Consider the following 25,865-nt stretch of genomic DNA (forward strand, 5'->3'; position numbering starts at 1 on the left):
TACCACAAGTAAGTAAGCGTTCACTTACACATTCACGCAAACCGCTGCGCGAAGCAAGTTCAAAATGAAATCAAAGACCTGTCAACAGACATGGCCCTTATGGATTGACGATGATGAAGAAAACGCTTCTCTCTTTGCTTGCAAGCGTGGCGGTTTCCGCCGCTGCCACGGGGGCCTTGGCCCAGACGCCGACGGACGCACGGATTGCAGTCGCGATCACCGAGACGATCTCGGGACATAACCCCTATGCCGATCCGGTCGTCCTGCTGTCGAATGTCTGGTGTCAGGTCTATGGCTGCGTGACGCGCTATGATTTCGACAAGAATGCCTTCGTGCCCTATCTGGCCGAGTCGGTGCTGTCGGTCGATCCGCTGACATGGGAAATCCGTCTGCCCGAGGGGGCCAAGCGCCATAATGGCGAGCCGGTACTGGCACAGGATATCGTTCATTCGATCGACTATCTGGGCAAGAATCCGTCTTCGGGGAAATCCTATCTCGTCGCGGGTTGGAGCAAGGTTGAGGCGCTGGACGACCGCACCGTTCGCATCACCACGGCCACCCCCGACGCGACCGTGCCTGACAATCTGGCCGGAGTCGCCGTGACCTCGAAGGCGCTTTACGATCAGTTGGGCGAGGCGATGTTCAAGGACGCGCCGTTCGGTGCGGGGCCATACAAGCTGGATGAGGTCAGCATCGGCGAGCATATCGTGATCTCGCGCAATGACGGGCATCCGATGCTGTCGCCCAAAAATCCGGCGCAGATCATGTACCGCATCATGCCCGAGCCCGAGCAGCGCGTGACCGCGCTTGCCAATGGCGAGGTCCAGATTGCGCAATCCGTGCCGCCCCAGCTGATGGCGCGAGTGGCAGACATGCCCAATGCCCAGATCGCCACGACCAACTCGGTCGAGATGATGTTTCTGGCAATGTCGCCCAAGACACATCCATGGGATCGCAAGGAAGCGCGGCAGGCCGTCGCCCATGCGATCAACCGCGAGGCCATCGTCCGCGCGATCCTGCAAGGGCAGGCGGATCTGCTGAACGGTCCCGTCAGCGCCGGTCAGATCGGTCACGATGCCGGATTCACAAGCGCCTATGACTACAACCCCGAAAAGGCTCGCGCATTGCTGCAATCGGCCGGATTGGAGGGCGTCGAGGTGACGCTGTCCACCCCCGTCGGACGCTACACCGCCGACCGGCAGATCACCGAGGCGATGGTCCCGATGCTTGAGGCCGCAGGCTTCAAGGTGACGCTGGATACGCCAGAATGGGCGACGCTCTGGGCCAATGTCCAGCAGGGCAAGGTGCCGTTCTATTACATGGGCCGCGGTTCGATGATCGACCCTTCGCGGGCGTTGCACCAGTATTTCGCGACCGGAGGCTCGCCGCGCATCGGTTTCTCGGACCCCGAGCTTGACGCCCTGCTGGCGGCCGAGCGTTCCGAATTCGATCCGGCGGCACGCGACCAGAAGATGCAGGCTGCGGTACGTCACCTTGTCGATGCGGCGCCTGCGGCCTTCATGTGGCAGCACAAGATGGCCTGGGGTGTCTCGAAGGAAATCAGCTTCAAGCCTCGTCCGGCCGATCAGGTGAATGGCTGGGAAGTCTTCGTCAACTGATCGCCGCATCCGGGTCGCCTATGGGCGGCCCGTCCCTGAACCAAAGGACAGCCGATGCTGCTATTTGCCATACGCCGCCTTGCCGGTGCCGTTCCCGTGCTGGTCGTGGTCGCGGCCGTGGTCTTTACCCTGATGCAGTTCGCGCCCGGAGACGCGGTCAGCATGCTGATCTCGGACGAGGCATCCGATGCGGACAAGGCCCGTATCCGCGAGGCATGGGGACTTGATGATCCGCCGCTGACGCAGTTCCTGAACTTCCTCGGGAATGCGGTGACAGGCGATTTCGGAACGTCGTTCAAATACAAGATGCCGGTCATGGAACTGGTGCTTGAGCGCTTGCCCGCAACAATTGAACTTGCGCTTGCCGCCACGCTGGTTGCGGTCGTGATCGGCATTCCGCTGGGGGTTCTGGCGGCCGCACGGCCCGGCTCGTTCTGGGACAGTTTCACCTCGACCTTCAGCTTCGCCGGAATCTCGATGCCGAATTTCTGGATCGGTATCCTATTGATCCTGCTTTTTGCCGGACATTGGCACTTGCTACCGTCCGGTGGCCGCGCGCCTTGGGGCATGGGGCTCGAGACGATGACGGGCTTCCTGCTGCTGGATGCGCTGCTGCAAGGTCGGATGGATGCGTTCTGGGGCGCGCTGAAGCATCTGGCGCTGCCCGCGTTGGTGCTTGGCACGAACATGACGGGGATCATCACGCAATTGACCCGCGCGTCGGTGCAGGAGGCCCTGCGCGAGGACTATGTGATGACCGCCCGCGCTAAGGGCCTGGGCGGGATGCGTATCCTGTGGCGCCACGCCTTTCGCAATGCGCTGGTCGGCGTGGTCACCATCATCGGGTTGGAGTTCGGGGCGCTTTTGTCGGGGGCGATGATCGTCGAGACGGTCTTTGCATGGCCCGGCATCGGCAGCCTGCTGATCCAGGGCATTTCCTCGCGGGACTATCCGCTGATCATCGGATTGGTGCTGATCTACACCGCCATCTTTATCCTCGTGAACCTGCTGATCGACCTGCTCTACACCCTCATCGACCCCCGTATCCGGATCAACTGAGATGACGATGACAACAGGCAATTCCATTCCCGCGGGTCCGAGCCAGTGGCAGCGTTTTCGCCGCAGCTATCGCCACCTGTCGGGCTTCAAGGCGGGCTTCGGCCTGACCACGGTCGCGGCGCTGCTGGTCATGGGGCTGTTCAGCCCCTGGCTTGCCCCGCATCCACCCAACGCGCAGGATCTGATGGTCGCCATGATGCCGCCTGACTGGACCGGTCCTAATGTTCTGGGAACCGATCATGTCGGGCGCGATATCCTGAGCCGGATCATCTACGGCTCGCGCGTGTCGCTGATCATCGCGCTTTCGGTGGCGCTTTTCGCCAGCGTCGTAGGCGTGGCGCTTGGTGTCGTCGCGGGCTATTTCGGTGGGCGCATTGACAGCGCGATCCAGAAGGTCGTCGAGATCTTCTGGTCTTTCCCTCCCTTGATGCTGGCCATCGCGATCGTCGCCTTCGTCGGTCAGGGCCTTGCGATCGTCATCATCGCGCTGACCGCGCAACGCTGGATTCCCTATTGCCGCGTGACCCGTGCCGAGGCCATGGCGCTGCGCGACCGCGAATTCATCATGGCGGCGCGCACCTTGGGCGCCTCGGACGGGTTCATCATCCGTCATCACGTCCTGCCCAATGTCACGCTGTCGATCATCGTGATGACCAGCTTTGCTATGGCCAATGCGATCATCGCGGAATCCTCGCTGAGTTTTCTCGGGCTGGGCGTGCCGCCGTCGATCCCGACATGGGGAGGGATGCTGTCCGATTCCCGCGCCTACATCTCTAGCGCGTGGTGGATGGCGCTGTTCCCCGGCCTTGCGATCTTTCTGACGGTTCTGGGCCTGAACCTGCTTGGCGATGCCTTGCGTAACCAATTCGACCCCAAGCTGAAATCCCACTGACAAGGAGAACGACGTTGACCACCCGCACCCACACCGAAACCATGGATGGCGCACGCCGCTCGCTTGTCTGCAAGACCGGAAACTGGACCCATTTCATCGGGCTCCAGCCGCGCAATCTGGATGGTGATATCAAGGAACAGGCGCGCGACGTGATCGCCCGTCTGGACGAGTTGATGGCCGAGGCCGGCATCGGGCAGTCCGACCTGTTCACCGTCACCATCTGGCTCAAGGACATGCGTTATTTCGCGGCGCTGAATTCGGTCTGGAACGGTTGGGTCGATGCGGCGAACCCGCCCGCCCGCACCTGCGTTTCGGGCGAGCTTTACCGGCCCGACCTGCTGCTGGAAATCGTCGCCGTCGCCTATCGCGAGGAAGCCGCAGCATGACGATCCAGAAAACCGGACGCATCGATAGCTGGGGGCCGAAGATATTCCTTGGTTCGGCTGCGGGCGATATCGCCTCGGCCTGCCTGACGGCACCCGACAAGTCGCTACCTTTCGAGGGTCAGACCCGCGCGATCCTTGGCGTGATCGACGATCTGTTGACGCAGATGGGCAGCGGGCGGAGCGGCCTGATCTATGCGCAACTTTGGATCGCGGATATCGCGCAATGGCCGGATTTCGTCCCGATCTGGAACGAATGGGTGGGTGAGGGCATGCCCCCGGGCTTGTCGGTGGTCGAAATGTCGGCGTCGCGTCGGGATTCGTTGTTGGAAATCCGTGTCTGGGCCGACCGGCCCGACGCCTGAACCGAAAGGATGCGCCGCCATGACCATGCATGAGCCTTTGCTGTCGATCCAGAATCTCGACATCGCCTTCGGGGCGGATCGCACAGCAGTTGTCCATGATCTTTCGCTGCGGCTTGATCGGGGCGAGATTCTGGCCTTGGTCGGAGAGTCCGGCTCGGGCAAGTCGGTGACGGTTAAATCCGTCATGCGGTTGATCGACCAGCAGGGCGGTCATGTCACGGCCGGGCGCATCCTGCTGACCACGGCGCGCCAGCCATCGGTCGATCTTGCCCTGCTGGACGAACGCCAGATGCGGCGGATCAGGGGGGCGAGGATCGCGATGATCTTTCAGGACCCGATGACCTCGCTGAATCCGGTTCTGACGGTCGGGGCGCAACTGGTCGAGGCGGTTCGCCAACACCAGCCGTTTGACGACGGCTCGGCCAAGGCGCGTGCGGTTGCGATGCTGGAAAAGGTGCGGATGACCGATCCGCTGCGCCGTTTCGACCAATACCCGCACGAGCTTTCAGGCGGGATGCGCCAACGCGTGATGATCGCCATGGCGCTGATATGCGAGCCTGACATCCTGATCGCGGACGAGCCGACGACCGCGCTTGATGTGACCGTGCAGGCCGAGATTCTGGCCCTGATCCGCAACCTGCAACAGCAGACCGGCATGGGCGTGCTGTTTATTACGCATGATATGGGCGTGGTGGCTGAGATCGCGGACCGGGTTGCGGTCATGCGCTACGGCCGCATCGTCGAGGAAGGTCCGGTCGGTCGGGTCTTCGATGCGCCCGCGCATGAATATACCCGCAAGTTGCTGGATGCGGCACCAAAGTTCCGCCACGCAGCGACTGCGACATTGAACGACGCATCTGCCGCAGTGCCTCCGGTGTTGTCTGTCAGTCACCTGACGACACGCTTTCCGGTCCGCTCGCGCATTCTTCGCCGCCATGTCGCGAATCTGCATGCGGTCGAGGACGTGAGTTTCGATCTTCACCCCCGCGAAACCGTGGCCATCATCGGTGAAAGCGGTTGCGGAAAATCTTCGCTTGCCAAGTCGCTGCTGCGCCTGATCCCGACGGATGAGGGGCGGGCGGTGCTGGCCGGTCGCGATCTGCTTTCTCTTGGCGGTCAGGCGTTGCGGGCAGCGCGAGACGATATCCAGATGATCTTTCAGGATCCCTATGCGGCGCTGGACCCGCGCATGTCGATCCGCCAAATCCTGTCTGAACCGCTGCGGATCCGTGGGCTCGCCGTCGAGGAGGAGGGTTTGTCGGCGCTGGTCGAACGTGTCGGATTGCCCGAGGACAGTCTGGATCGTTATCCGCACCAGTTCTCGGGCGGGCAACGCCAGCGTATCTGCATCGCAAGGGCATTGATCCTTCGCCCCAAGGTGCTGATTGCGGATGAACCGGTCTCGGCGCTGGACGTCGCGATTCAGGCCCAGATCCTTACCTTACTGGAGGAACTGAAACGCGACGAGGATCTGGCGTTGCTGTTCATTTCGCATGACATGGCCGTGGTCGAACGTGTCGCGGACCGTATTCTAGTCATGTATCGCGGCACGATCGTCGAGCAAGGTCCGGCGCTGTCGGTGCTGTCATGTCCCGCACATCCCTATACCAGACGCCTGCTTGAGGCAGTTCCGGTTTCCCATCCCGCCGAACGGTTCGAGCGTGCTTCGCTTTCGGTGCCGACTGCTGCCCCGATTTATCCGGTCGGCACGAATATCGAGCCGGCGCGGTGGCAGACCATCGGGCCGGAGCATCGCCTGAGGGTAGAAGTGTAAGCCGCGAAAAGCTGCTCTCTTATGCGGCTCTTGATCGGAAAGGTCGCCGGTTTCGCCCCGTCGAGGGGCAAAACCGGCGCGGGGGCGTTGCCCCCGACCACCTCACTTTTCGGGAACCAGACCGCGCGGGGCGAAGCGCAGCACCAGCAGTAGTGTCAGGCCCATCGCGACGAAGCGCATATGCGGGGCGCTATCCAGCAGGTGCTGGCGCAGCGCGCCCTCGGGCAGGGGCATGGTGACAAGGTTCATCAGTTCCGGACCCCAGACCTCGGCCTTGATCCAGAGGAACCAGATCAGCACCGCGCCAAGGACCGAACCCCAGTTGTTGCCCGAACCGCCGACGATCACCATGACCCAGACGAGGAAGGTGTAGCGCAGCGGGTTGAAGCCGCCCGGAGACAGCAGCCCGTCCAGCGTCACCATCATCGCGCCCGCCAGACCGATCACGGCCGAGCCGATGACGAAGATCTGCAGATGGCGGCCCTTGATGTTCTTGCCCATCGCGGCGGCGGCGGTTTCGTTGTCGCGGATCGCGCGCATCATCCGGCCCCAAGGCGATTTCAGCGCAAGTTCGGCCAGCAGGATCAGGCCCAGCAGCACGGTTCCGAACAGGCCCGCATAGAGCAGCTTGACCCAGATCGCCGAGGCGGTCGCCGGGTCCATGCCCCATGCTGCCGCCTTGGCGACGAAACCGGCATTGTTTTGCAGATCCAGCTCATAGGGGACGGGGCGCGGGATGCCTGACATGTTCTTGACGCCGCGCGCGAGCCATTCCTCGTTGCGCAGGACGGCCACGATGATCTCGCCGATGCCGAGTGTGGCGATGGCGAGATAGTCCGAGCGCAGGCCCAGAGCGACCTTGCCCACACCCCAAGCGGCAGCGGCGGCGAAAAGCGCGCCGACGGGCCATGACAGTAGGACCGGCAGGCCGAGGCCGCCGATGTTGCCGGCCGAGGCGGAGTTGTTCGCCTCGATCGCCATGACGGCGGGATCGAAGAGGAAGCGGTAAAGGACGCAGCCGACCAGCAGCACCAGCGGTATCAGGATGAAGCTCAGCGGAGCCTTTACGCGTTTCCAGACCTGCGTGGCCAGCGCCAGCGTGCCCAGACCAACGGCCAGTGCCAGCAGAACGCGCAGCCCGCCAGCGGACCAAGCACCTTGGACCGGCGCGGTTGAGACCAGAACCGGACCCAATGCGCCAAGGGCAAGGAAGCCCACAACGCCGGTGTTGAACAGGCCCGCATAGCCCCATTGCATGTTCACGCCCAAAGCCATGACAGCCGAGATCAGGCCCATGTTTAGGATAGCCAGCGCTGAGTTCCAGCTGCCCGAGAACAGCGCGTTGCGCGTCGTGCCTTCCAGCATGAACAGCGCCGCGATCAGCAGGAAGACAATCGGCGCGCGCCAGCGGCCATGGGCGTCAGCTTGACGAGTATTCGACATGTGTCAGCCCCTCCCTTAATAGGCTTTGCCGCGGAACAGGCCTGTGGGCCGGAACAGCAGGACGACGATAAGGATGACGAAGCTGACCGCGAATTTATATTCGGTGGACAGCAGTTGCAGCAGACCCTCGGGCTGGAAGCCCAGATACGTCGCGATCTTTTTCCACGGATAGGTCACGGCCACTTCGGAGAAGGCGACGATGAAACCGCCCGCGACGGCGCCGATCGGGCTGCCAAGGCCGCCCACGATGGCTGCGGCAAAGATCGGCAGCAGAATCTGGAAGTAGTTGAAAGCCTTGAAGCTTTTGTCGAGGCCGTAAAGCGTGCCAGCCGTCACCGCGAGAGCGGTCGCGATGATCCATGTCAGGCGCACGATGCGTTCCGGGTCGATGCCCGACAGCAGCGCCAGATCCTCATTGTCGGCATAGGCACGCATGGCCTTGCCCGAGCGCGATTTGTTCAGGAAGCGGAACAGCGCCCAGCAGCACAAAGCGGTCACGACCAGCGTCAGCGCTTGGCTGAGGCGCAGGGCCAGACCTTCGGTCAGACCGGTCCAAGCTTTGAAATCTTGCACACTGATCAGGAACCGCGCGCCGTCGTCGAAGCGGATTTCGTCTACGCCGATCAGCAGGCGGGTCAGGCCGTTCATCACGAACATCACGCCGACCGAGGCCATGACCATGATGATCGAGTCGGATTTCTTCTTGCGATAGAAGCGATAGACGACGCGATCCGTGCCCAGCACGAAGGCCGAACACAGGGCGATGCCGATGGGCAGCGCAAGCAGGGCGACCGGCAGTGGGCCAAGGCTGATGCCGAGCGCCTGCAGGCCCCAAGTGACAAGGATCACCAGACCCGTGCCGAAAGCCATGGTGTCGCCATGCGCGAAGTTCGAGAAACGCAGGATGCCATAGATCAGTGTGACGCCAAGCGCGCCAAGCGCAAGCTGCGCGCCATAGGCGGCGGCGGGGATCACCACGAAGTTGAGGATGGCCACAAGGGCGTTAAGAAAGTCCATGTCAGCCCCCAAGGAACGTGCGTCGGACCTCGGGATCGGCCATCAGGGCCTTACCAGAGTCGGTGTAGCGGTTCGCGCCCTGCACAAGGACATAGCCGATATCGGCAATCTCAAGCGCTTGGCGGGCGTTCTGTTCGACCATCAGGATCGAGATGCCGGTGCGGGCGACCTCGATAATGCGGTCGAAAAGCTCGTCCATGACGATGGGGCTGACGCCCGCGGTGGGCTCGTCCAGCATGAGAAGACGGGGCTTGGTCATCAGTGCACGGCCAACGGCGACCTGCTGGCGCTGACCGCCGGACAACTCGCCCGCGTTCTGCTTGCGCTTGTCGGCGACGGCGGGGAAGAGGTGATAGACCTGTTCGATGGTTTCGCGGTAATCATCCGTGCGGATGAAAGCACCCATCTCAAGGTTTTCCTCGACCGTCATGGTCGGGAAGATATTGTGGGTCTGCGGCACGAAGCCCATGCCCTTGTGGACGCGTTCCTGCGGGGTCAGGCGGGTGATATCTTCGCCGCCCAGTTTCACCGCGCCTTCGCGCAGGTTCAGCATCCCGAAAACGGCCTTCATCGCGGTGGATTTGCCAGCGCCGTTCGGGCCGACGATCACGGCGATCTGGCCCTGATCCACGGTCAGCGTGCAGCCGTTCAGGATGTCGGCCTTGCCATAGCCGCCGCGCATCGCGCTAGCGCTTAGATAGGGTTCAGCCATTACAGATCCCCCGCAGGCTTGCCGTCGCCGCCTTGACCGGCCTCGGCCCCAAGGCCGGGCTGCGCACCATGGCTTTCGCCGAAATTGGCTTCCTCGGCGACTTCCGCCGCCACTTTGTTCTTCAGGCCGGTGCCCAGATAGGCCTCGATCACCGCCTCGTTCTGCATGATGCTGGAGGCTGAACCCTGTGCCAGAACCTTGCCCTGCGCCATGACGATCACTGGATCGCAAAGGCGGCCGATGAAGTCCATGTCATGTTCGATGACGCAGAAAGTATAGCCGCGTTCCTTGTTCAGACGCACGATGGCGTCGCCGATCGTGCCCAGAAGCGTGCGGTTCACACCCGCGCCGACCTCATCGAGGAAGACGATCTTGGCATCGACCATCATCGTGCGGCCCAGCTCCAGAAGCTTCTTCTGGCCGCCCGAGAGATTGCCCGCCTTCTCATCCGCGACATGGGTGATCGTCAGAAATTCAAGGACTTCGTCCGCCTTCTTGCGAAGGGCGCGCTCTTCCTCGCGGATGCGGCCTCGGCGGAACCATGTGTTCATCAGACCTTCGCCGGTCTGCGCGCCGGGAACCATCATCAGGTTCTCGCGTACGGTCATCGACGAAAATTCATGGGCCAGCTGGAACGTGCGCAGCAGGCCCTTGTGGAACAGTTGATGCGGCTGAAGGCCGGTAATGTCTTCGCCATCCATGATGACGCGACCAGAGGTCGGCGGCAGGACGCCCGCGATGACGTTGAAAAGCGTGGATTTCCCTGCACCGTTCGGGCCGATCAGGCCGGTTATCGAACCGGTCTCGATCGTCAGGCTGGCACCGTCCACGGCGCGGAACCCTCCGAAATGGCGGTGCAGGTCATGGACCTGGATCATGTAGTCTCCCCAGACTTCGCTGTTTCCGCGAAGATTATTGCCCCATGAGGGGTAGTTATAACAGGCAAAAGGCCCGGATTGAATCCGGGCCTCCCGCAACATGTGGGGTCGATCAGCGGAACCCGATAACGTTCAGCTTGCCGCCCTTGAAATCGACTTCGCGGTAGACACCGGCGCTTTCGCCCGGCTCGACCAGTTCGACCGCGGTTGCGCCGACATAATCGACATCTTGACCTGCGGCAATCAGTTCCAGAGCTTTCGCCAACTCGCCCGGATAGATCTTTTCACCCGGAGCGATCGCAACTTCCATGACCTTGTCTTTATAGACCTTGGGGTCCGAAGTCTTGGCAGCCTGCATTGCCAGCATGATCAGCGCGGCCGCATCGTAAGCTTCGCCCGAATAGGCCGAAGTGCCGTCAAATCCGGCAGCTTTTGCCAGTTCGGCAAATTTGTCGTGGCCGTCGCCTTCAGCCGAGGGGTTCTGACCGAACGAGGTTTCCAGCGCGGTGCCGAATTTCGTCACCAGAACGTCGTTCACCATGCCATCGGGCAGCACGAAGGTTTCGAACGCGCCGGTATCCAGCGAACCCTGGATCACGCCCGAGCCGCCCTGGTCGGCGTAGCCAGCCACGACCAGCGCATCGCCACCGGCAGCAGCCAGCGCCGCGACTTCGGCCGAGTAGTCGGCTTTGCCGTCGTCATGGCCCGCAACGATGGTGACCGTGCCGCCTTTTGCCTTGTAGGCATTGGCGAAGCTATCGGCCAGACCTTTGCCGTAGTCGTTGTTCGTGTAGGTCACAGCAACGCTTTTGACGCCGCGGCTTAGCGCGATGTCGGCCATGACTTCACCCTGCCGCGCGTCCGAGGGTGCGGTGCGGAAGAAGAAGCCTTTGTCGTCGATGGTCGAAAGCGCCGGCGAGGTCGCCGAGGGCGAGATCATCACGACACCATTCGGCACGCCGACTTTTTCCAGCGAGGCGATGGTCTCGCCCGAGCACATGCCGCCCATGATGCCCTTGACACCTTCCGAGGTCACAAGGCGTTCGACAGCAGCAACGGACGCGGCGGCATCGACACAGGTGTTGTCGGCGGCCACAGGAGCGATCTTCGAGCCGTCCAGAAGTTTGCCGCTGTCGGTAACTTCTTTCATTGCCAGTTCGGCGCCTTTCTGGATGGCCGGGGCAATGGATTCCAGCGGGCCGGTCAGGCCCAGCGAAATGCCCAGCTTGATATCCTCGGCGCCCGCGGCACCGGCGAACATCGCACCGGCTACGCTGGCCAGAAGAAGTTTTTTCATTTTTAGTCTCCCTGAGTAGAACTTTAGTCCTGTTCGGCAAGCTATAAGGGCCTCGAGGAAAAGAAAAGTGCGCAACAGCGGCAGAATGTCGGTTGAAACCGACGAATTGATGCAATTCCGTGAAAGGAAATGCCTAATTTGTAGCAGAACCGGATCCGCTGCGCTGATGGTAGGGTGAACTGCCAAAGGTCGCGCGGTAACATTTCGAGAAATGCCCTGCCGAACCAAAGCCGCAGGCCAGCGCGATCTCGATCACGCTCATTTCGGTCTGCATCAGCAGGTTGCGGGCGCGCTCCAGACGGATTTCGATGTAATAGCGCTTGGGCGAGCGGCCGAGATACCGCGCGAACAGCCGCTCTAGCTGTCGGGGCGACATGTCCGCGTCAAGCGCCAGACGCGCGGGGCTGATCGGTTCCTCGATATTGGCTTCCATGCGCGCCACGACCTGCGCCAGACGGGGATGGCGCGCCCCGATGCGGGTCGGGATAGACAGGCGCTGGTGGTCGCCTTCGGATCGGATCGAGGTATGGATCATCTGGTCGGCAACACGGTTCGCCAGATCGCTGCCATGGTCGCGGCCGATCTGGTGCAGCATCAGGTCGATGGCTGCCGTGCCACCCGCCGCAGTCAGACGGCTGCCGTCGTCGACAAAGACCGTGCGGATCAGGCTGACATCGGGAAATTCCTCGGAAAAGCCGTCCTGGTTTTCCCAATGGATTGTCGCGCGTTTGCCTTGCAGAAGTCCGGCCTCGGCCAGAACCCATGAACCGGTGCAAAGTGCCCCCATGCGTGGGCCGCGACGGGCCTCACGGCGCAGCCATGCCAGTACCGGACGTGTCGCGGCGCGGGTAATGTCGATGCCGCCACATAACAGAATCGTATCCTCGCGGCGGGTTTCGGTCAGGCCGCTATCCAGCATGACGCGGGTGCCGTTCGAACAGGTGGCGAATTTGGCATTTTCCCCGATCACCCGCCATTCATAAAGTGTCCGCCCCGCAATCCGGTTCGCCAGACGCAGCGGTTCAATCGCGGCAGCGAAGGAGATCATCGTAAAGCGTTCAAGTAAAAGGAAATAGTATCGATTTGGTCGCGGCTGCACCGGACCTTGGGCAGGGAAAGAGGCTGGATCCATGTCTGGCATATGCGGCTGTGTCTCGAAATCAGCGCAGATCAGCAGTCCGCGCGGGCGCGCGCAAGGCTTTTCCTCGGTTCGACGACGCATTATACCCCAATGACCGTTTGTCAGGAGGACAGGATAATGGCACAGCAGAAAACCGGTTCCGCAACCCAAACATGGGACAAGCGTAGCTGGCGCGCCTATCCCCGCGTCCAGATGCCTGATTATCCGGATATGGCTGCACTTGAGGCGGTCGAATCGCAGCTTGCGAAATTCCCGCCGCTGGTTTTTGCTGGCGAGGCGCGCCGCTTGAAAGCTTCCTTGGCGGAGGTGGCCGCTGGTCGCTCGTTCCTGTTGCAGGGCGGCGATTGCGCCGAAAGCTTCTCGGAATTCTCGGCCGACAACATCCGCGACACCTTCAAGGTGATGCTGCAGATGGCGATCGTGCTGACCTGGGGCGCGCAACTGCCCGTGGTCAAGGTGGGCCGTATGGCCGGTCAATTCGCCAAGCCGCGTTCGGCTGCGATGGAGAAGGTGGGTGACGCCGAACTGCCCAGCTACCGCGGCGATATCATCAACGGCTTCGACTTCACCCCCGAGGCCCGCATCCCCGATCCGCAACGGATGCTGTCGGCCTATACGCAGGCCGCCGCATCGCTGAACCTTTTGCGCGCATTCTCGACGGGGGGTTATGCCGATATCCACCGCGTTCAAAGCTGGATCAGCGACTTTACCGGTGGCGATGAGGCCGCGCGGTACCGCGACATCGCCGACCGCATCAGCGATGCGATGGCCTTCATGGCGGCTGCTGGCGTGACCTCGGCCACGGCGCATGTGCTGAATTCAGTCGATTTCTACACCAGCCACGAGGCCTTGCTGCTGGAATACGAGGAATCGCTGGCAAGGATCGACTCGACCACGGGCCTGCCGGTCGCCGGATCGGGCCACATGATCTGGATCGGCGACCGCACCCGTCAGATCGACGGCGCGCATGTCGAATTCGCCCGTGGCGTCCAGAACCCGATCGGTCTGAAATGCGGTCCGTCGATCTCGGATAGCGACCTGAAAACGCTGATCGCGAAACTGAACCCCGAAAACGAGCCGGGGCGTCTGACGCTGATTGCGCGCTTCGGGGCGGGCTCGGTTGGCGATCACCTGCCGCGCCTGATCGAGGCCGTGCAATCCGAGGGGGCCAATGTCGTCTGGTCCTGCGATCCGATGCACGGGAACACGATCAAGTCGGCCTCTGGTTACAAGACGCGGCCCTTCGAATCGGTCCTACGCGAAGTCCGCGAGTTCTTCGAAGTCCACCGCGCCGAAGGCTCGATCCCGGGTGGCGTGCATTTCGAGATGACCGGCAAGGACGTGACGGAATGCACCGGCGGTGTCCGCGCCGTTACCGACGAAGATCTGTCGGATCGCTACCATACCGCCTGCGATCCGCGCCTGAATGCAAGCCAATCATTGGAATTGGCTTTCCTCGTTGCTGAGGAACTTCGCCGTCGTCGTGTCGACACCGCGCAGCAAGCAAAGGCGAGCTGAACTCAGTAACATTATTGGAAAGGGCGGCGAGGTCATCACCGCCCTTTTTTACATCCTGTGAGCGTTGATCGACGTTTCGATCCCGTCAGTGATGACACGGAATTTCGCTCGCCGTTCCTCGGGGGTTGCTGTTTCGAAGATGCGGCCACGAGCCGGAGCAAGTTCGGCAAATCGGGTGGGCGAGGGGGACGGTTCGATGGTTTTTGCACCGTGAACGACGGGAAAGACCCGGTCACGAACCAGATCAAAGCGCCGCGATGTCTGGCCGATCTCACCTTTGGTGACAAGGCAGCCAAGCACGCGGCTCACATCGCCCAGATCCGAACGCAGCGGCAGAAATAGCATCGTTCCGCGAAGATGGGGTCGGCCGTAGCCGACGGCCGATTCAAGGTGTAACTCGGCGATCTGCGGGCCGCGGAAGACACTTTCCAACACGTCCGACAGACGTCCGCGCGAGTCCGGATTCAACAGCGCACAGATCGGCATGCCGCGGACTTCTACGCCCATCACGTCGATCAGGTGCCGTCCCGCCAGACGGAATCGGGCCGCTCCGGGGGCGATGCGTTCCAGAATGAAAGCGAAATCAAGCGCGGGTCGGAAGGCGCGGGGGTCGATCTCGTCACGGGTCGGTACGGAGCGGTTGCCGCGCAGGCCGTCCCAATAGCTCCGAAGATCGCTGACGATGCGCTCGGGTTGGACAGGTTCGTAATCCGCGATGCGAAAAAGTTTATCGTTGCGCCGGACATCGCGTCTCGGCACAACTTCGCCCCGGATCCCATCCGGGCCGTGATTATCTGACATCGTGTTTACCCACCTAACCAACAAACCGAAACAAACAGATACGACGTCACCAACCTAACGCATTCAAGCCCGTTCGCAGAGAGAATTCTTGACAGAAGGTTAATATGATTTGCCGTTGCGGAGCGGGGGTTGACCATGATGCCCGCGCTGCGCCATTCAGGCCGCGAATTAAGACCGACCGAGCACGACAAAGGAGATCGGGACCATGGATCGCAGCGGGCTTCTGATCATTCTTTCATCGCCTTCGGGGGCAGGAAAATCCACATTGGCACGGCGTTTGATGGAATGGGATTCCAGCCTGCGCTTTTCCGTTTCCGCGACCACGCGCAAGCCGCGACCGGGTGAGGTCGAAGGCGACCATTATTATTTCCGCGACCCCGACACATTCCGCGCCATGGTTGCTGCCGGAAATATGCTGGAGCATGCCGAGGTGTTCGGCAATCTTTACGGCACGCCGCGCGAACCGGTTGAAGACGCGATGCGCGCGGGCCGCGATACCTTGTTCGATGTCGATTGGCAGGGCGGGCAACAGATCCGCGCCTCGGCTTTGGGAAACCATGTCATCTCGATCTTCGTGCTGCCGCCAAGCCTTGCCGAGCTTGAGCGCCGCCTGATCTCGCGCGGGCAGGACGCCCCCGAAGTGATCGCCGGACGGATGCAGAAAAGCCGCGACGAGATCAGTCATTGGGCCGAATATGATTATGTCATCGTCAACGAAGATATTGATCAAAGCGCCGAGGCGCTCAAGTCGATCCTGACCGCCGAGCGGCTGCGCCGTCCGCGTCAGGTCGGGCTTGGCCCGTTTGTACGCCGCCTGATGGAGGAAGATGGTAGATGATCTGGGACTTGGACGGAATTGCCCCGCAAATGGCGGATGATGCATGGGTTGCGCCTGATGCGCAGTTGATCGGCAAGGTCGTTCTGGAGGAAGGCGCGAGCGTCTGGTTCGGATCGGTCTTGCGCGGCGATAACGAGGAAATCCGTGTCGGCCGCAATTCGAACGTTCAGGAACTGACCGTCTGCCACACCGATATCGGTTGCCCCCTGACCATCGGCGCGAACTGCACCATCGGTCATCGCGCGATCCTGCATGGTTGCACCATCGGGGATGGGGCTTTGATCGGCATGGGCGCGATCATTCTGAATGGTGCGCGGATCGGGGCGGGTTCGTTGATTGGCGCAGGCGCTTTGATCACCGAAGGAAAGGAAATCCCTCCGGGTTCTCTGGTCATGGGGGCTCCGGGAAAGGTCGTGCGCGAGCTTGACGACGAGGCGCGGGCCAAGCTGCTGAAATCGGCGGAAGGCTACCGCGCCAATGCCGCCCGCTTTCGTGCGGGCATGACGGCGGCTCGAAATGCCTGATTTGCTGGATCAGCTTCTATCCGCCGTTCCGGTGCCGATGGTTGTCGTCGACGAGGAGGCGCGGCTGATCGGCGGCAATGACGCCATGGAGGCATTGCTAGGGCCGGTCCCTGCCAATCGGCCATTCGTGACGCTGTTGCGGCATCCCGAGGTGAATACTGCGCTGGATTCGGTGCTTGCCGGTGGCGAGCAGGCACGGCTGAATGCGACGATGCAGACGCGTAACGGCAAGATGCTGTGTCAGGTTCTGGTTTCTCCGCTGCAAATTTCGGGAAACCGCGCGGCGAGCGTGACCATCGAGGACCGTTCGCGCGATGAAGAAACCGAACAGATGCGACGCGATTTCGTGGCCAATGTCAGCCATGAACTGCGTACGCCCCTCACTGCGTTGATGGGTTTTATCGAAACATTGCGTGGACCAGCCCGGAACGATCTGGCGGCGCATGACCGTTTCCTAGAGATCATGGGGCGCGAGGCGGGCAGGATGAACCGGCTGATCGGTGAGCTGTTGTCACTGAGCCGTGTCGAGCAGGACGAACGCCGTCGCCCCGTCGAAAGTGTCGATCTGGCGGCGTTGCTGCGTTCGGTCGTGACGACGCTTTCCCCATCGGCAACAAGCGCATCCGTGTCGCTTGAGCAGGTCGGTACGTCGGGACAGGTCATGCTTCCGGGCGATACCGACCAGTTGGTGCAGGTTTTTCACAATCTGATCGAGAACGCCGTGAAATACGGGGCCAGCGGTGGAGTGGTGCGGGTCGTGCTGGAGCGGCTGCAACACGAGCCGGTCCTGCGCGGGCCGGCATGGATGGTGACGATCGCGGATGAGGGCGAGGGGATCGAGGCGCTGCATTTGCCGCGCCTGACCGAGCGTTTTTACCGTGTCGATACACACCGCTCGCGGGAGCAGGGCGGAACGGGGTTGGGTCTGGCAATCGTCAAACACATCATCAACCGTCATCGCGGGCGGCTGAAGATCGAGAGCCAGAAAGGCAAGGGCAGCCAGTTCATGGTAATCCTGCCCGAATCTGCCGGACGGGTTTAGGGAATAAAAAAGGCGGAGGCATCGAGCCTCCGCCTTTTTTGTCCGGCCTTTGGCCGAACGCCGCCTTACTCGGCAGCGTGGCCGGTGATTTCAACGCCCGAGGTTTCGGAGTTGGGCTTCATCCGGAAGCCGCGTTCCAACTGGTCGAATGGTGCAACCGGATAGTCACCCGAGAAGCAGGCGTCGCAATATTGCGGGTTGGCCGCGTTGCGTCCGCGCGCTTCGCCAACAGCGCGGTAAAGTCCGTCTAGCGAAACGAATGCGAGGCTGTCGACGCCGATCCATTCGCGCATTTCCTCGACCGACATCTGGGCTGCCAGAAGCTTGCCGCGGTCGGGCGTGTCCACGCCGTAGAAGCAGGGCCATGCGGTCGGCGGCGAGGCGATGCGGAAGTGGACCTCGGCCGCGCCAGCGTCAAGGATCATGTCCTTGATCTTGCGAGAGGTGGTCCCGCGCACGACCGAGTCATCCACCAGAATGACGCGCTTGCCTTTGACCAGCGCGCGGTTGACGTTAAGCTTGAGACGTACGCCCATGTTGCGGATCTGTTCGGTCGGCTCGATGAAGGTCCGGCCCATATACTGGTTGCGGATGATCCCCATGCCGAACGGAATGCCGCTTTCATGCGCGAAGCCGATTGCGGCAGGCGTGCCGCTATCGGGAACGGCGCAGACGAGGTCGGCTTCGATCGGGGATTCACGGGCCAGTTCGACGCCGATCTGGCGGCGGGTCTCATAGACGGAACGACCGCCGATGATCGAGTCCGGGCGCGAGAAATAGACATGCTCGAAGATGCAGAAACGGCCGGTCGAGGGACCGAAGGGGCGCGAGCTTTCGACCTCGCCCTTCGAGATGACGACCATTTCACCGGGCTCGATCTCGCGCAGGAATTCGGCTCCAATAATATCCAGCGCGCAGGTTTCCGAGGCGAGGACATATCCCTCGTCGCCGATCTTGCCCAGAACCAGGGGGCGCACGCCCAACGGGTCGCGCACGCCGATCAACTTGGTGCGGGTCATGGCGATGACCGAGAACGCGCCTTCGACGCGGCGCAGCGCGTCTTTCATCCGTTCGGGGATGTTGCGCTGAATGGAACGCGCCATCAGGTGGATGATGCATTCGGAATCCGAACTGGACTGGAAGATCGAGCCACGCTCGATCAGTTCCTTGCGCAGCGCCATGGCGTTGGTGATGTTGCCGTTATGGGCAACGGCGCAGCCACCCATCGAGAAATCGCCGAAAAAGGGCTGCACGTCGCGGATCGCGGTCGCGGCCTTGGTGCCGGCAGTCGAATAGCGGACGTGACCGATGGCGAGGGAACCCGGCAGGGTCTCCATCAGGCTTTGTTTGGTAAAATTGTCGCGGACGTAGCCGAAACGGTGGGCGCTGTTAAAGCCCTGTTCCGCGTCATGCGAGATAATGCCGCCAGCTTCTTGTCCGCGATGCTGCAACGCGTGCAGGCCGAGGGCGACGAAGTTGGCCGCATCCGTGACACCGATTACGCCGAAAACACCGCATTCTTCATGCAGGCGGTCGGAATCGAAGGGATGGGCAAGGAATGGCTGCATCATCACCGGCTCTTGGGCTAGGGGAGGGCTAAATATGTGGCGCGAGTGCCGCTAACATAGGGACTCGTGCGGGTGAAGTCACGCCCCGCCGGACCGACGGGGCGCATTTAATGTCACGAATGGGTCATGCGACGCTTTGTCGCCTTAATTCGCTGGGGTTGTGCCGTTGGCAGGCGCAGGCGTCGTGGTGTTCGCATCGACTGGCTGGGTCGACATGCAGCCACGCACCAGTTGCTCGTAGCGCGAAACGACCCATTCCGGCGCGTTATGCGGGATCTGCTCGTCCATCTGGCCGGTCATCCGTTCGAAAACCTGCGCCGAGCGCGAGTTGTCGACGATGGCCAGATCCTGTTCGGACATCACGCGGTCATAGACGATGAACGCGATCGCCACGAGAAGGATGCCGCGCGCTACCCCGAACAGGAAGCCCATGCCCTGATCGATGCCGCCAAGCGCCGAGCGCTGCACGACCGACGAGAAAAGCGGCGTGATGATCGAGAACAGCACCAGTGCCAGCGCGAAGACGGCCGCAAAGCCCGCGATGGTCGAAAGCTCGCAACTGTCGGCGAGAAACTTGTTCAGGCCGGGGATTTGCGCGATCATCGGCCTTGCCGCCGGAGCGAAGATGAACGCGAGCACCGCCGCGCCGATCCAGCCGAGGATGGCCAGCGATTCGCGAACGAAGCCCCGCGCGTAGGCAAGGATCGCCGAGAGGATGATCACGGCCGCCACGATGCCGTCGATTATGGTGAAACCGTCCATGTCACGCCCTTTTGCGGTGTGCCCCGCGATTGAGGGACAAGATCATCCGGCACCGAATGTCTCGCCCACGAAACTTGTCAGATCCGAAACACGGTCGACCCGCATACCGGATACGCCCTCGACCTTGGTGGACGCGGGCAGGATTGCACGTGAAAAACCAAGTTTTTGCGCTTCTTTCAACCTGTTTTCGGTTTGTGCGACAGGACGTAGCGCCCCCGAAAGACTGATTTCGCCGAAAATGACCGCCTCAGCTGGCAGAGCGATGTCCTCGCGCGCGCTAAGAAGCGCGGCCGCGATGGCCAGATCCGCTGCGGGCTCGTTGACGCGCATCCCTCCGGCAACATTGAGAAAAACGTCGAGACCCGCGAACGGGACGGCGCAGCGTGCCTCAAGCACTGCAAGGATGGTCGAGACCCTGCCGGAGTCCAGACCGACAACGGTCCGGCGCGGGCTGGCCAGTGTCGAAGGTGCAACAAGCGCCTGGACTTCGGTAAGGACAGGACGAGTGCCTTCGATCCCGGCATAGACCGCCGATCCGGCGCTTGGCTGGCCCCGCTCGGACAGGAAAAGGGCCGAAGGGTTCGCGACTTCGGACAGTCCGCCGCCGGTCATTTCGAAAACGCCGATCTCGTCGGCCGGACCGAAACGGTTCTTGTGGGCGCGAAGGATGCGGAATTGGTGGCCGCGCTCACCCTCGAAGTAAAGGACGGTGTCGACCATGTGCTCGACGACGCGGGGGCCGGCGATCTGGCCCTCCTTTGTGACATGCCCGACCAGAATGACCGATGTTCCGCGCCGCTTGGCGAAGGTGGTCAGCTCATGCGCGCTGGCGCGGACCTGCCCGACCGAGCCGGGAGCGGCCTCGATCTGGTCCGACCAAAGGGTCTGGATCGAGTCTATGATCGCGACGTCAGGGCGTTCGACATCCAGCGTGGTCAGGATATCGCGCAAGGCGGTTTCTGCGCCAAGGCGAACAGGCGCGTCGCCAAGGCCCAGCCGTTGGGCGCGTAGACGGACCTGTGCGCTGGCTTCCTCGCCAGAGAAATAGATGGCTTGCTGGCCGTTGCGGGCGAAGGCAGCGGCGGCCTGTAGCAGAAGCGTGGATTTCCCGATGCCCGGATCACCGCCGACAAGGATGGCCGAGCCGGGAACAAGACCGCCGCCAAGGACGCGGTCAAATTCCGCGATGCCGGAATGGGCGCGGGCAGGGGGGGCTTCCTGCGTCGCGAGGCCCGATAGCGGGACCGGCTTACCCTTGAGCGATCCAAGGCCGCGACCCGGCCCTTGCGACAGGGGCGCTTCCTCGATGATGCTGTTCCATTCGTTGCAGGTCTCGCAGCGACCGGACCATTTCCGGTGGCTGGCGCCGCAGGCCGTGCAGGTGAAGGCGGTGATGGATCTTGCCATTCTATCTGAATGGCAGATTGCGCGGCGGCATGCCACAGGGAATGGTGTGCTTTACCGTGCAGTTGCGCGGGTTTTTACGAGATGTAGCCACCAGCGCTCAGCTGACGCCCAGCCCCGCGCGCATCAGTACCCGACGGACCGGTGCAACGGCATAGAGGCTGCCCAGGGCCGCGGCCCGCAGATCGCGCAAGGGGCGGGACGAGATCATGCTGGTACGATTCAGCGCGTCGATGCCAAGCAGGCGGGCCATCGCCTCGGGGCGGCGGCGACGGTTGTAGGCGTCAAGCGAAGTCTGGCTGCCGGGATTGCCTGCCGACAGGTCGATCAGCGACGCGAGATCGGCAAGGCTCATATTCAGGCCCTGCGCTCCGATCGGTGGGACGACATGGGCGGCCTCGGCGATCAAGGCGGTGCGCGGACCGGTGAAGCTGTCGGCGATCTGGCTGATGATCGGCCATTCGGTCAGACGTGTCGCTTGCGTCAGCCGGCCCAGCACTCCTGCCGAGCGGATATTGAGTTCGGTCGAGAAATCGTCCGGCGAGAGTGCGGCGAGGCGGGCGACTTCGGGTCCGCGCTCCATCCAGACGACTGCCGAGGACGGCTTTCCGTCGCGATCGGGGAGGGGGACCAAGGTAAACGGTCCGCCCGAGCGGTGGATCTCGGTCGAGACATTGCCATGCGGTCGTTCATGCGTGACGGCAAAGGCCAACGCCTTCTGGCCGTAGCGCAGCGTGCGGGCGCCAATGCCAAGCGCCTGTCGCACCGGCGAGTTGCGACCATCGGCCCCGATCACCAGCTTGCTGCGCAGGCGCGTGCCGTCCGTCAGTGTCACCAGCGCTTCGGTGTCGCGGGCGACAATGCTGGCGGTTCCGGTTCCGGGCAGGAAGCGGACATTTTGCAGCGAGGCGAGGCGGGCCGAAATCTCGCGCTTGAGAAGCCAGTTGGGCAGGTTCCAGCCAAAGGGTTGGTCCGAAATCTCCGAGGCGTCGAAGTCGCGCGTCAGACGGGCCTGCGACAGCTTTCCGCCCGCGTCGATGATCCGCATGATTTGCAGCGGCGTTGCATGTGGCGCGAGCCGTTCCCACAGGCCAGCAGCGGTCAGCACTGCAATCGAGGGATGCAGGAATGCCGTGCTGCGCAGATCCGAACCTGCGGCGGCTTCCTCGGTGACCGGAGGGGCGGGGTCGACACAGGTTACCTGATGGCCAGCCGTGCCGAATGCGGCGGCTGCAATCAGGCCGGCAATGCCGCCGCCTGAGACGAAAATCTCGGTATTTTCCATGGTCCGGTCAGAAGCCCGCAGCGTAAGCGATCAGGATGCCGAACATCGTGACAGTACCCGCCAGAGCGATCAGGGTCAGCGCGGCCAGACCCCAGATCGCGGTCGCAAGCGCCGCGATCACGATCAGGACCAGAACGGCAAGGAATAGCCCTGCGGCAATGCGCGCCTCAGAGCGGGCTTCGGCTGGGTCGAGTTGAGTGGCGGCCATGCTGCGTTCCTTTGCGGGTGCGACAGGTCAATTCTGGCGCTGTTGCCGCGTCTGGGCAAGAGAGTGCAGAAAGGCGGTCAGGTCCATGGTGCGGTGATGGACATGTGCGCCATGATCAAATTCGGGGATCAACTGGTCGGGCCCGTGTCGGCCGGCCCCGACCAGAACCGTACGCATTCCCAGCGAATGCGGGACTTCTAGGTTTCTAGGGTCATCCTCGAACATTGCAGCTGTAGCCGGATCAAAACCCGAGCGCTGCATGACTGCGGCATAAGCGCGCGGGTCGGGCTTGGGGTGGAATTCCGTGGTATCGATGCCGTGGATCTCGTCGAAGATATTTAGCCCCCGGGCGGCGAGCACGCGAGCGGCATATTCGGTATCGCCATTGGTATGGATGATCTTGCGCCCCGGCAGGTCGGTGATCAGCGCGGCCAGATCGGGCGAGGGCGTCAGATGGGTCAGGTCGATGTCGTGGACTTCGCGCAGGTAAGGCATTGGATCAATGCTGTGTTCCGCCATCAGACCCGACAATGTCGTGCCATGCAGACGCCAGTAAGCCTGCCGCAGATTACTGGCCTCGGGCTCGGACATGTGCAATTCGCGCATGACATAGGCATTCATGCGCTTCTCGATCTGGTCGAAAAGCCGCATCTCGGGCGCGTAGAGCGTGTTGTCCAGATCGAAGATCCAGGTCGTGACGTGATTAAATTCCATGATAGCTGCCTAAGCCTGCGGCAGGACGCTTGCAATCCCATGCGGGACAACAGATCGTGCGCGTATGAAAGACGCCTATTCCCTGATCCTTTCCGCCATCGACAGTGGCACTTACCGTCCCGGTGACCGGCTGGTCGAATCCGAGTTGGCCGAGCGCTTTGGCGTGTCGCGCACGCCGGTCCGCGAGGCTTTGCAGCGGCTGGAAACCCAGTCCATGCTCAAGCGCGACGGGCGCAGCCTGATCGTGGCGACGCTGGATCATAACCAGCTGGCCGAGCTTTACACCGTCCGGACCGAGCTGGAGGCACTGGCGGCGCGTCTGGCTGCCCGCCACGCCACCCCCGAGGAGGTGCGCGTTCTGGCTGGCATGGTCGAGGAAGACCGCGCCATTCTGGGCGATCCGCAGGCTTTGTCGCGGGCAAATCGGCGCTTTCACCATCAGATCCATCTGGCGTCGCATAACCGCTATCTGGTTCAGCAGCTTGACCTTGTGCATCGCAGCATGGCGCTGATGGCGCGCACGACTCTGGCGGCCAAGGGGCGTGATACCGTCACCTTGTGCGAGCATCAGGAAATCGTCGATGCGATTGCCGCGCATGACGGCGAGCGGGCCGAGGCGGCGCTGCGCCGCCACATCTCGATGGCCTATGAGACCCGCCTGAAAGAAGAAGCACGCTTGGCCAGCGAGATTGGCAACGACGAGTGATGCGCGTGATTCGCGCCGCCTCGGATCTTGAGGAAGGCGCGGCGCATCTTGCGCGTGTCTGTCCGGTCTGGGCGCGTGCCTTGCCGGAAATCGGGCCGTTGCCGCTGCGCCGCTGGGACGAGGGGTTTGTCTCGATCAGGGACGCGGTCGTTTCGCAACAGATTTCGACCCACGCGGCCAATGCGATAGTTGCGCGCATGGCGGCAGCCGGACTTGCGGACGAGGCGGGGATCGCCGCGGCAGACGATGATGCATTGCGGGCCGTCGGCCTGTCCCGTCCCAAGATCCGATATCTGCGCGGCATTGCCGAGGCGCGGATGGATTGGAACAGCTTGCGCGAACTTCCCGACGAAGATGCCATCACTGCGCTGACCGCCTTGCCGGGGATCGGGCGCTGGACCGCTGAAATCTATCTGAAATTCGCGTTGGGTCGGGCGGATGTGTTTGCGGCTGGCGACCTTGCCTTGGCGGAATCTGCCCGATTGCTATACGACCTGCCCGAACGTCCCGCTCCGGCCGCGTTGGTCGCCTTGGCCGAGCCGTGGCGGCCTTGGCGCGCGGTTGCGGCAAGGGCCCTGTGGGCCTATTACCGCTTAGCAAAAGGACGCGAGGGGGTCAGATGACACGCGAATTGAAGTCGAAACGCAAAGGGCCTGCCAAGGCGGATTCCGTCGTGGTATTCCTGCACGGCTACGGTGCCGACGGGGCCGATCTGTTGGGGCTAGCCGATCCGCTTCAGCCGCATCTGCCGCGCACGGCCTTTTACGCACCGGACGCGCCCGAACGCTGCATTAACAATCCGATGGGCTTCCAGTGGTTTCCGATCCCGTGGATGGACGGCTCGACCGCCGAGCAGGCGCGTTCGTCGGCGGAACAGTCCTTTGCCGATATCAATGCGTTCTTGGACAAGGTGATCTCCGACGAGGGCATCGCTCCGGCACGGTTGGCGCTGGTCGGTTTCTCGCAGGGGACGATGATGTCGCTGGAGGTCGCCCCCCGTCGCGCACAGGAAATCGCCGGCGTCGTCGGTTTCTCGGGCCGTCTGCTCGACCCCGAGGCTTTGGCCCGCGACGTCAAGACCCGCCCGCCGGTTCTTCTGGCGCATGGCGATCAGGATCCTGTCGTGCCGTTCGAAAGCATGGGCTTGGCTGCGGATGCGTTGGTCGCAAACGGGTTCACCGTCTATACCCATGTCATGAAGAACACCCCGCATGGCATCTCGCAGGACGGGTTGTCGGCGGCGCTGCAATTCCTGAACGAGCGACTTTCCGCAGGGTAACTTCCGCTTGGGTCAGTTTGACCTTGAAGTATGGAAGTTGGGGATTAACTTATCCTTACGTAGTGAGGAGATGTTGCGATGGATCTGATCTTTGTGGCCCTGACCGCTTTCATTCCCGTCAGCTTGCTGGTGGTAGCGATGCGTCAGCCAAAAGCTCAGAAGGTCGTGGTGCGCGCTCGCCGCTGATCCCCCTTCATTCCTTGTTCCAGATCCGGGGCTCGGCCAATTCGATCGAATTGCCCGCCGGATCTCGGAAATAGATTGACCGCCCACCCTGAGGCCATTCGAAATCGGCCTCGATTGCCACGCCATTCGCGGTCAGGTGGTCGCGCCAATGCAGGATGGTTCCTCCGTCTATCGCGATGCAGAAATGCCCTTCGCCGTCGGTTCCGTGTGACGGTACGGGCAGACGGCTGTCAGCCGCAGGCGGCTTGCGGGTTGCGTCGGGGTCAAACACAAGCAGGATCTGCGCACCGCAGCGGAAGAAGACGTGCCTTCCGGGTTGGTAGGCGATTTGCTGCAATCCCATGATTTTGACCCAGAAATCTGAAGCGGCAACCAGATCGCGGGCATAAAGTGCGGTTTCCAGCGTACCAATGATGGGGGGTGGCTGCCTCATGCGATTAATCCTGCCAC

27 protein-coding genes are annotated in these 25,865 nt (G+C 62.2%); 13 read left to right on the plus strand and 14 right to left on the minus strand.

What is annotated here, in order from left to right; all coding sequences use genetic code 11:
* Positions 1–113: 113 nt before the first annotated feature.
* The 6 genes from GL286_RS13795 to GL286_RS13820 are packed head-to-tail and all read left to right on the plus strand — an operon-like array spanning position 114 to position 6,092.
* The gene (locus GL286_RS13795) at positions 114–1,619 is read left to right on the plus strand and encodes an ABC transporter substrate-binding protein (protein ID WP_155096155.1); all 1,506 of its coding nucleotides are present in this window, start codon (positions 114–116) and stop codon (positions 1,617–1,619) included.
* A gap of 54 nt (positions 1,620–1,673) precedes the next feature.
* On the plus strand, positions 1,674–2,678 hold the full coding sequence (locus GL286_RS13800) for an ABC transporter permease (RefSeq protein WP_155096156.1): 1,005 nt from the start codon (positions 1,674–1,676) through the stop codon (positions 2,676–2,678).
* Between the two features lies 1 nt (position 2,679).
* A complete protein-coding gene (locus GL286_RS13805; protein WP_246184953.1) occupies positions 2,680–3,570 on the plus strand; it encodes an ABC transporter permease in 891 nt (296 codons plus the stop codon).
* Positions 3,571–3,584: 14 nt separating this feature from the next.
* Positions 3,585–3,956 (plus strand): RidA family protein, encoded by a 372-nt coding sequence (locus GL286_RS13810; protein ID WP_246184954.1) that lies wholly within the window; start codon positions 3,585–3,587, stop codon positions 3,954–3,956.
* Positions 3,953–4,318 carry a Rid family hydrolase gene (locus tag GL286_RS13815; protein WP_155096157.1) on the plus strand — a complete coding sequence of 122 codons (366 nt, stop codon included), beginning with the start codon at positions 3,953–3,955 and terminating at the stop codon, positions 4,316–4,318. Before GL286_RS13810 ends, GL286_RS13815 begins: the two co-directional genes overlap by 4 nt.
* A gap of 19 nt (positions 4,319–4,337) precedes the next feature.
* Positions 4,338–6,092, plus strand: a complete 1,755-nt coding sequence (locus GL286_RS13820) for an ABC transporter ATP-binding protein (RefSeq protein WP_155096158.1) — start codon at positions 4,338–4,340, stop codon at positions 6,090–6,092.
* Between the two features lie 102 nt (positions 6,093–6,194).
* Here the strand turns inward: GL286_RS13820 and GL286_RS13825 are convergent, their stop codons facing one another.
* The 6 genes from GL286_RS13825 to GL286_RS13850 form a co-directional block, all read right to left on the minus strand.
* Positions 6,195–7,535 carry a branched-chain amino acid ABC transporter permease gene (locus tag GL286_RS13825; protein ID WP_155096159.1) on the minus strand — a complete coding sequence of 447 codons (1,341 nt, stop codon included), beginning with the start codon at positions 7,533–7,535 and terminating at the stop codon, positions 6,195–6,197.
* 15 nt (positions 7,536–7,550) lie between these two features.
* Positions 7,551–8,552, minus strand: a complete 1,002-nt coding sequence (locus GL286_RS13830; protein ID WP_155096160.1) for a branched-chain amino acid ABC transporter permease — start codon at positions 8,550–8,552, stop codon at positions 7,551–7,553.
* Position 8,553: 1 nt separating this feature from the next.
* Entirely contained in the window at positions 8,554–9,264 is a 711-nt protein-coding gene (locus tag GL286_RS13835; protein ID WP_155096161.1) for an ABC transporter ATP-binding protein, read from the minus strand.
* Complete coding sequence (locus tag GL286_RS13840; RefSeq protein WP_155096162.1) at positions 9,264–10,142, minus strand: ABC transporter ATP-binding protein; 879 nt, start codon at positions 10,140–10,142, stop codon at positions 9,264–9,266. Before GL286_RS13840 ends, GL286_RS13835 begins: the two co-directional genes overlap by 1 nt.
* A 112-nt stretch (positions 10,143–10,254) precedes the next feature.
* Complete coding sequence (locus tag GL286_RS13845) at positions 10,255–11,439, minus strand: ABC transporter substrate-binding protein (RefSeq protein WP_155096163.1); 1,185 nt, start codon at positions 11,437–11,439, stop codon at positions 10,255–10,257.
* Positions 11,440–11,572: 133 nt separating this feature from the next.
* Complete coding sequence (locus GL286_RS13850; protein WP_155096261.1) at positions 11,573–12,580, minus strand: GlxA family transcriptional regulator; 1,008 nt, start codon at positions 12,578–12,580, stop codon at positions 11,573–11,575.
* A gap of 117 nt (positions 12,581–12,697) precedes the next feature.
* Here GL286_RS13850 and GL286_RS13855 point away from each other — a divergent pair, with 117 nt between their 5' ends.
* Positions 12,698–14,098, plus strand: a complete 1,401-nt coding sequence (locus GL286_RS13855; protein WP_155096164.1) for a class II 3-deoxy-7-phosphoheptulonate synthase — start codon at positions 12,698–12,700, stop codon at positions 14,096–14,098.
* A 48-nt stretch (positions 14,099–14,146) separates the two neighbouring features.
* On the opposite strand, the gene GL286_RS13860 is transcribed toward GL286_RS13855, so the two are convergent.
* Positions 14,147–14,899 (minus strand): PAS domain-containing protein, encoded by a 753-nt coding sequence (locus GL286_RS13860; protein WP_155096165.1) that lies wholly within the window; start codon positions 14,897–14,899, stop codon positions 14,147–14,149.
* A 205-nt stretch (positions 14,900–15,104) separates the two neighbouring features.
* On the opposite strand from GL286_RS13860, the gene gmk reads away from it, so the two are divergent.
* From gmk to GL286_RS13875, 3 genes are read left to right on the plus strand one after another with little or no spacing between them, the layout of a single operon-like run.
* Entirely contained in the window at positions 15,105–15,737 is a 633-nt protein-coding gene (gmk, locus tag GL286_RS13865; protein WP_155096166.1) for a guanylate kinase, read from the plus strand.
* On the plus strand, positions 15,734–16,261 hold the full coding sequence (locus tag GL286_RS13870) for a gamma carbonic anhydrase family protein (protein WP_155096167.1): 528 nt from the start codon (positions 15,734–15,736) through the stop codon (positions 16,259–16,261). Before gmk ends, GL286_RS13870 begins: the two co-directional genes overlap by 4 nt.
* On the plus strand, positions 16,254–17,303 hold the full coding sequence (locus GL286_RS13875) for a sensor histidine kinase (RefSeq protein WP_155096168.1): 1,050 nt from the start codon (positions 16,254–16,256) through the stop codon (positions 17,301–17,303). Before GL286_RS13870 ends, GL286_RS13875 begins: the two co-directional genes overlap by 8 nt.
* A 65-nt stretch (positions 17,304–17,368) precedes the next feature.
* Here the strand turns inward: GL286_RS13875 and purF are convergent, their stop codons facing one another.
* From purF to GL286_RS13905, 6 genes are all read right to left on the minus strand, one after another.
* On the minus strand, positions 17,369–18,871 hold the full coding sequence (gene purF, locus GL286_RS13880) for an amidophosphoribosyltransferase (RefSeq protein WP_155096262.1): 1,503 nt from the start codon (positions 18,869–18,871) through the stop codon (positions 17,369–17,371).
* A gap of 144 nt (positions 18,872–19,015) precedes the next feature.
* Positions 19,016–19,633 carry a CvpA family protein gene (locus GL286_RS13885; RefSeq protein WP_155096169.1) on the minus strand — a complete coding sequence of 206 codons (618 nt, stop codon included), beginning with the start codon at positions 19,631–19,633 and terminating at the stop codon, positions 19,016–19,018.
* 42 nt (positions 19,634–19,675) lie between these two features.
* On the minus strand, positions 19,676–21,040 hold the full coding sequence (radA, locus tag GL286_RS13890) for a DNA repair protein RadA (protein ID WP_155096170.1): 1,365 nt from the start codon (positions 21,038–21,040) through the stop codon (positions 19,676–19,678).
* A 97-nt stretch (positions 21,041–21,137) separates the two neighbouring features.
* On the minus strand, positions 21,138–22,322 hold the full coding sequence (locus tag GL286_RS13895) for a UbiH/UbiF family hydroxylase (RefSeq protein WP_155096171.1): 1,185 nt from the start codon (positions 22,320–22,322) through the stop codon (positions 21,138–21,140).
* A gap of 7 nt (positions 22,323–22,329) precedes the next feature.
* Positions 22,330–22,530 (minus strand): hypothetical protein, encoded by a 201-nt coding sequence (locus GL286_RS13900; protein WP_155096172.1) that lies wholly within the window; start codon positions 22,528–22,530, stop codon positions 22,330–22,332.
* Between the two features lie 27 nt (positions 22,531–22,557).
* Entirely contained in the window at positions 22,558–23,244 is a 687-nt protein-coding gene (locus GL286_RS13905) for a pyrimidine 5'-nucleotidase (RefSeq protein ID WP_155096173.1), read from the minus strand.
* Between the two features lie 64 nt (positions 23,245–23,308).
* Between GL286_RS13905 and GL286_RS13910 the strand changes: the two genes are divergently transcribed.
* Genes GL286_RS13910 through GL286_RS13920 form a run of 3 tightly spaced genes read left to right on the plus strand, consistent with a single transcriptional unit; the run spans position 23,309 to position 25,229 of the window.
* Entirely contained in the window at positions 23,309–23,950 is a 642-nt protein-coding gene (locus GL286_RS13910) for a GntR family transcriptional regulator (protein WP_155096174.1), read from the plus strand.
* Complete coding sequence (locus GL286_RS13915; protein WP_155096175.1) at positions 23,950–24,573, plus strand: DNA-3-methyladenine glycosylase family protein; 624 nt, start codon at positions 23,950–23,952, stop codon at positions 24,571–24,573. Before GL286_RS13910 ends, GL286_RS13915 begins: the two co-directional genes overlap by 1 nt.
* Positions 24,570–25,229 (plus strand): alpha/beta hydrolase, encoded by a 660-nt coding sequence (locus GL286_RS13920; protein WP_155096176.1) that lies wholly within the window; start codon positions 24,570–24,572, stop codon positions 25,227–25,229. Before GL286_RS13915 ends, GL286_RS13920 begins: the two co-directional genes overlap by 4 nt.
* 193 nt (positions 25,230–25,422) lie before the next feature.
* Here GL286_RS13920 and GL286_RS13925 read toward each other — a convergent pair whose 3' ends face one another.
* The gene (locus GL286_RS13925) at positions 25,423–25,848 is read right to left on the minus strand and encodes a VOC family protein (RefSeq protein ID WP_155096177.1); all 426 of its coding nucleotides are present in this window, start codon (positions 25,846–25,848) and stop codon (positions 25,423–25,425) included.
* Positions 25,849–25,865: the final 17 nt, after the last annotated feature.

The sequence above is a fragment of the Paracoccus aestuariivivens genome (assembly GCF_009711225.1).
Classification (GTDB): domain Bacteria; phylum Pseudomonadota; class Alphaproteobacteria; order Rhodobacterales; family Rhodobacteraceae; genus Paracoccus; species Paracoccus aestuariivivens.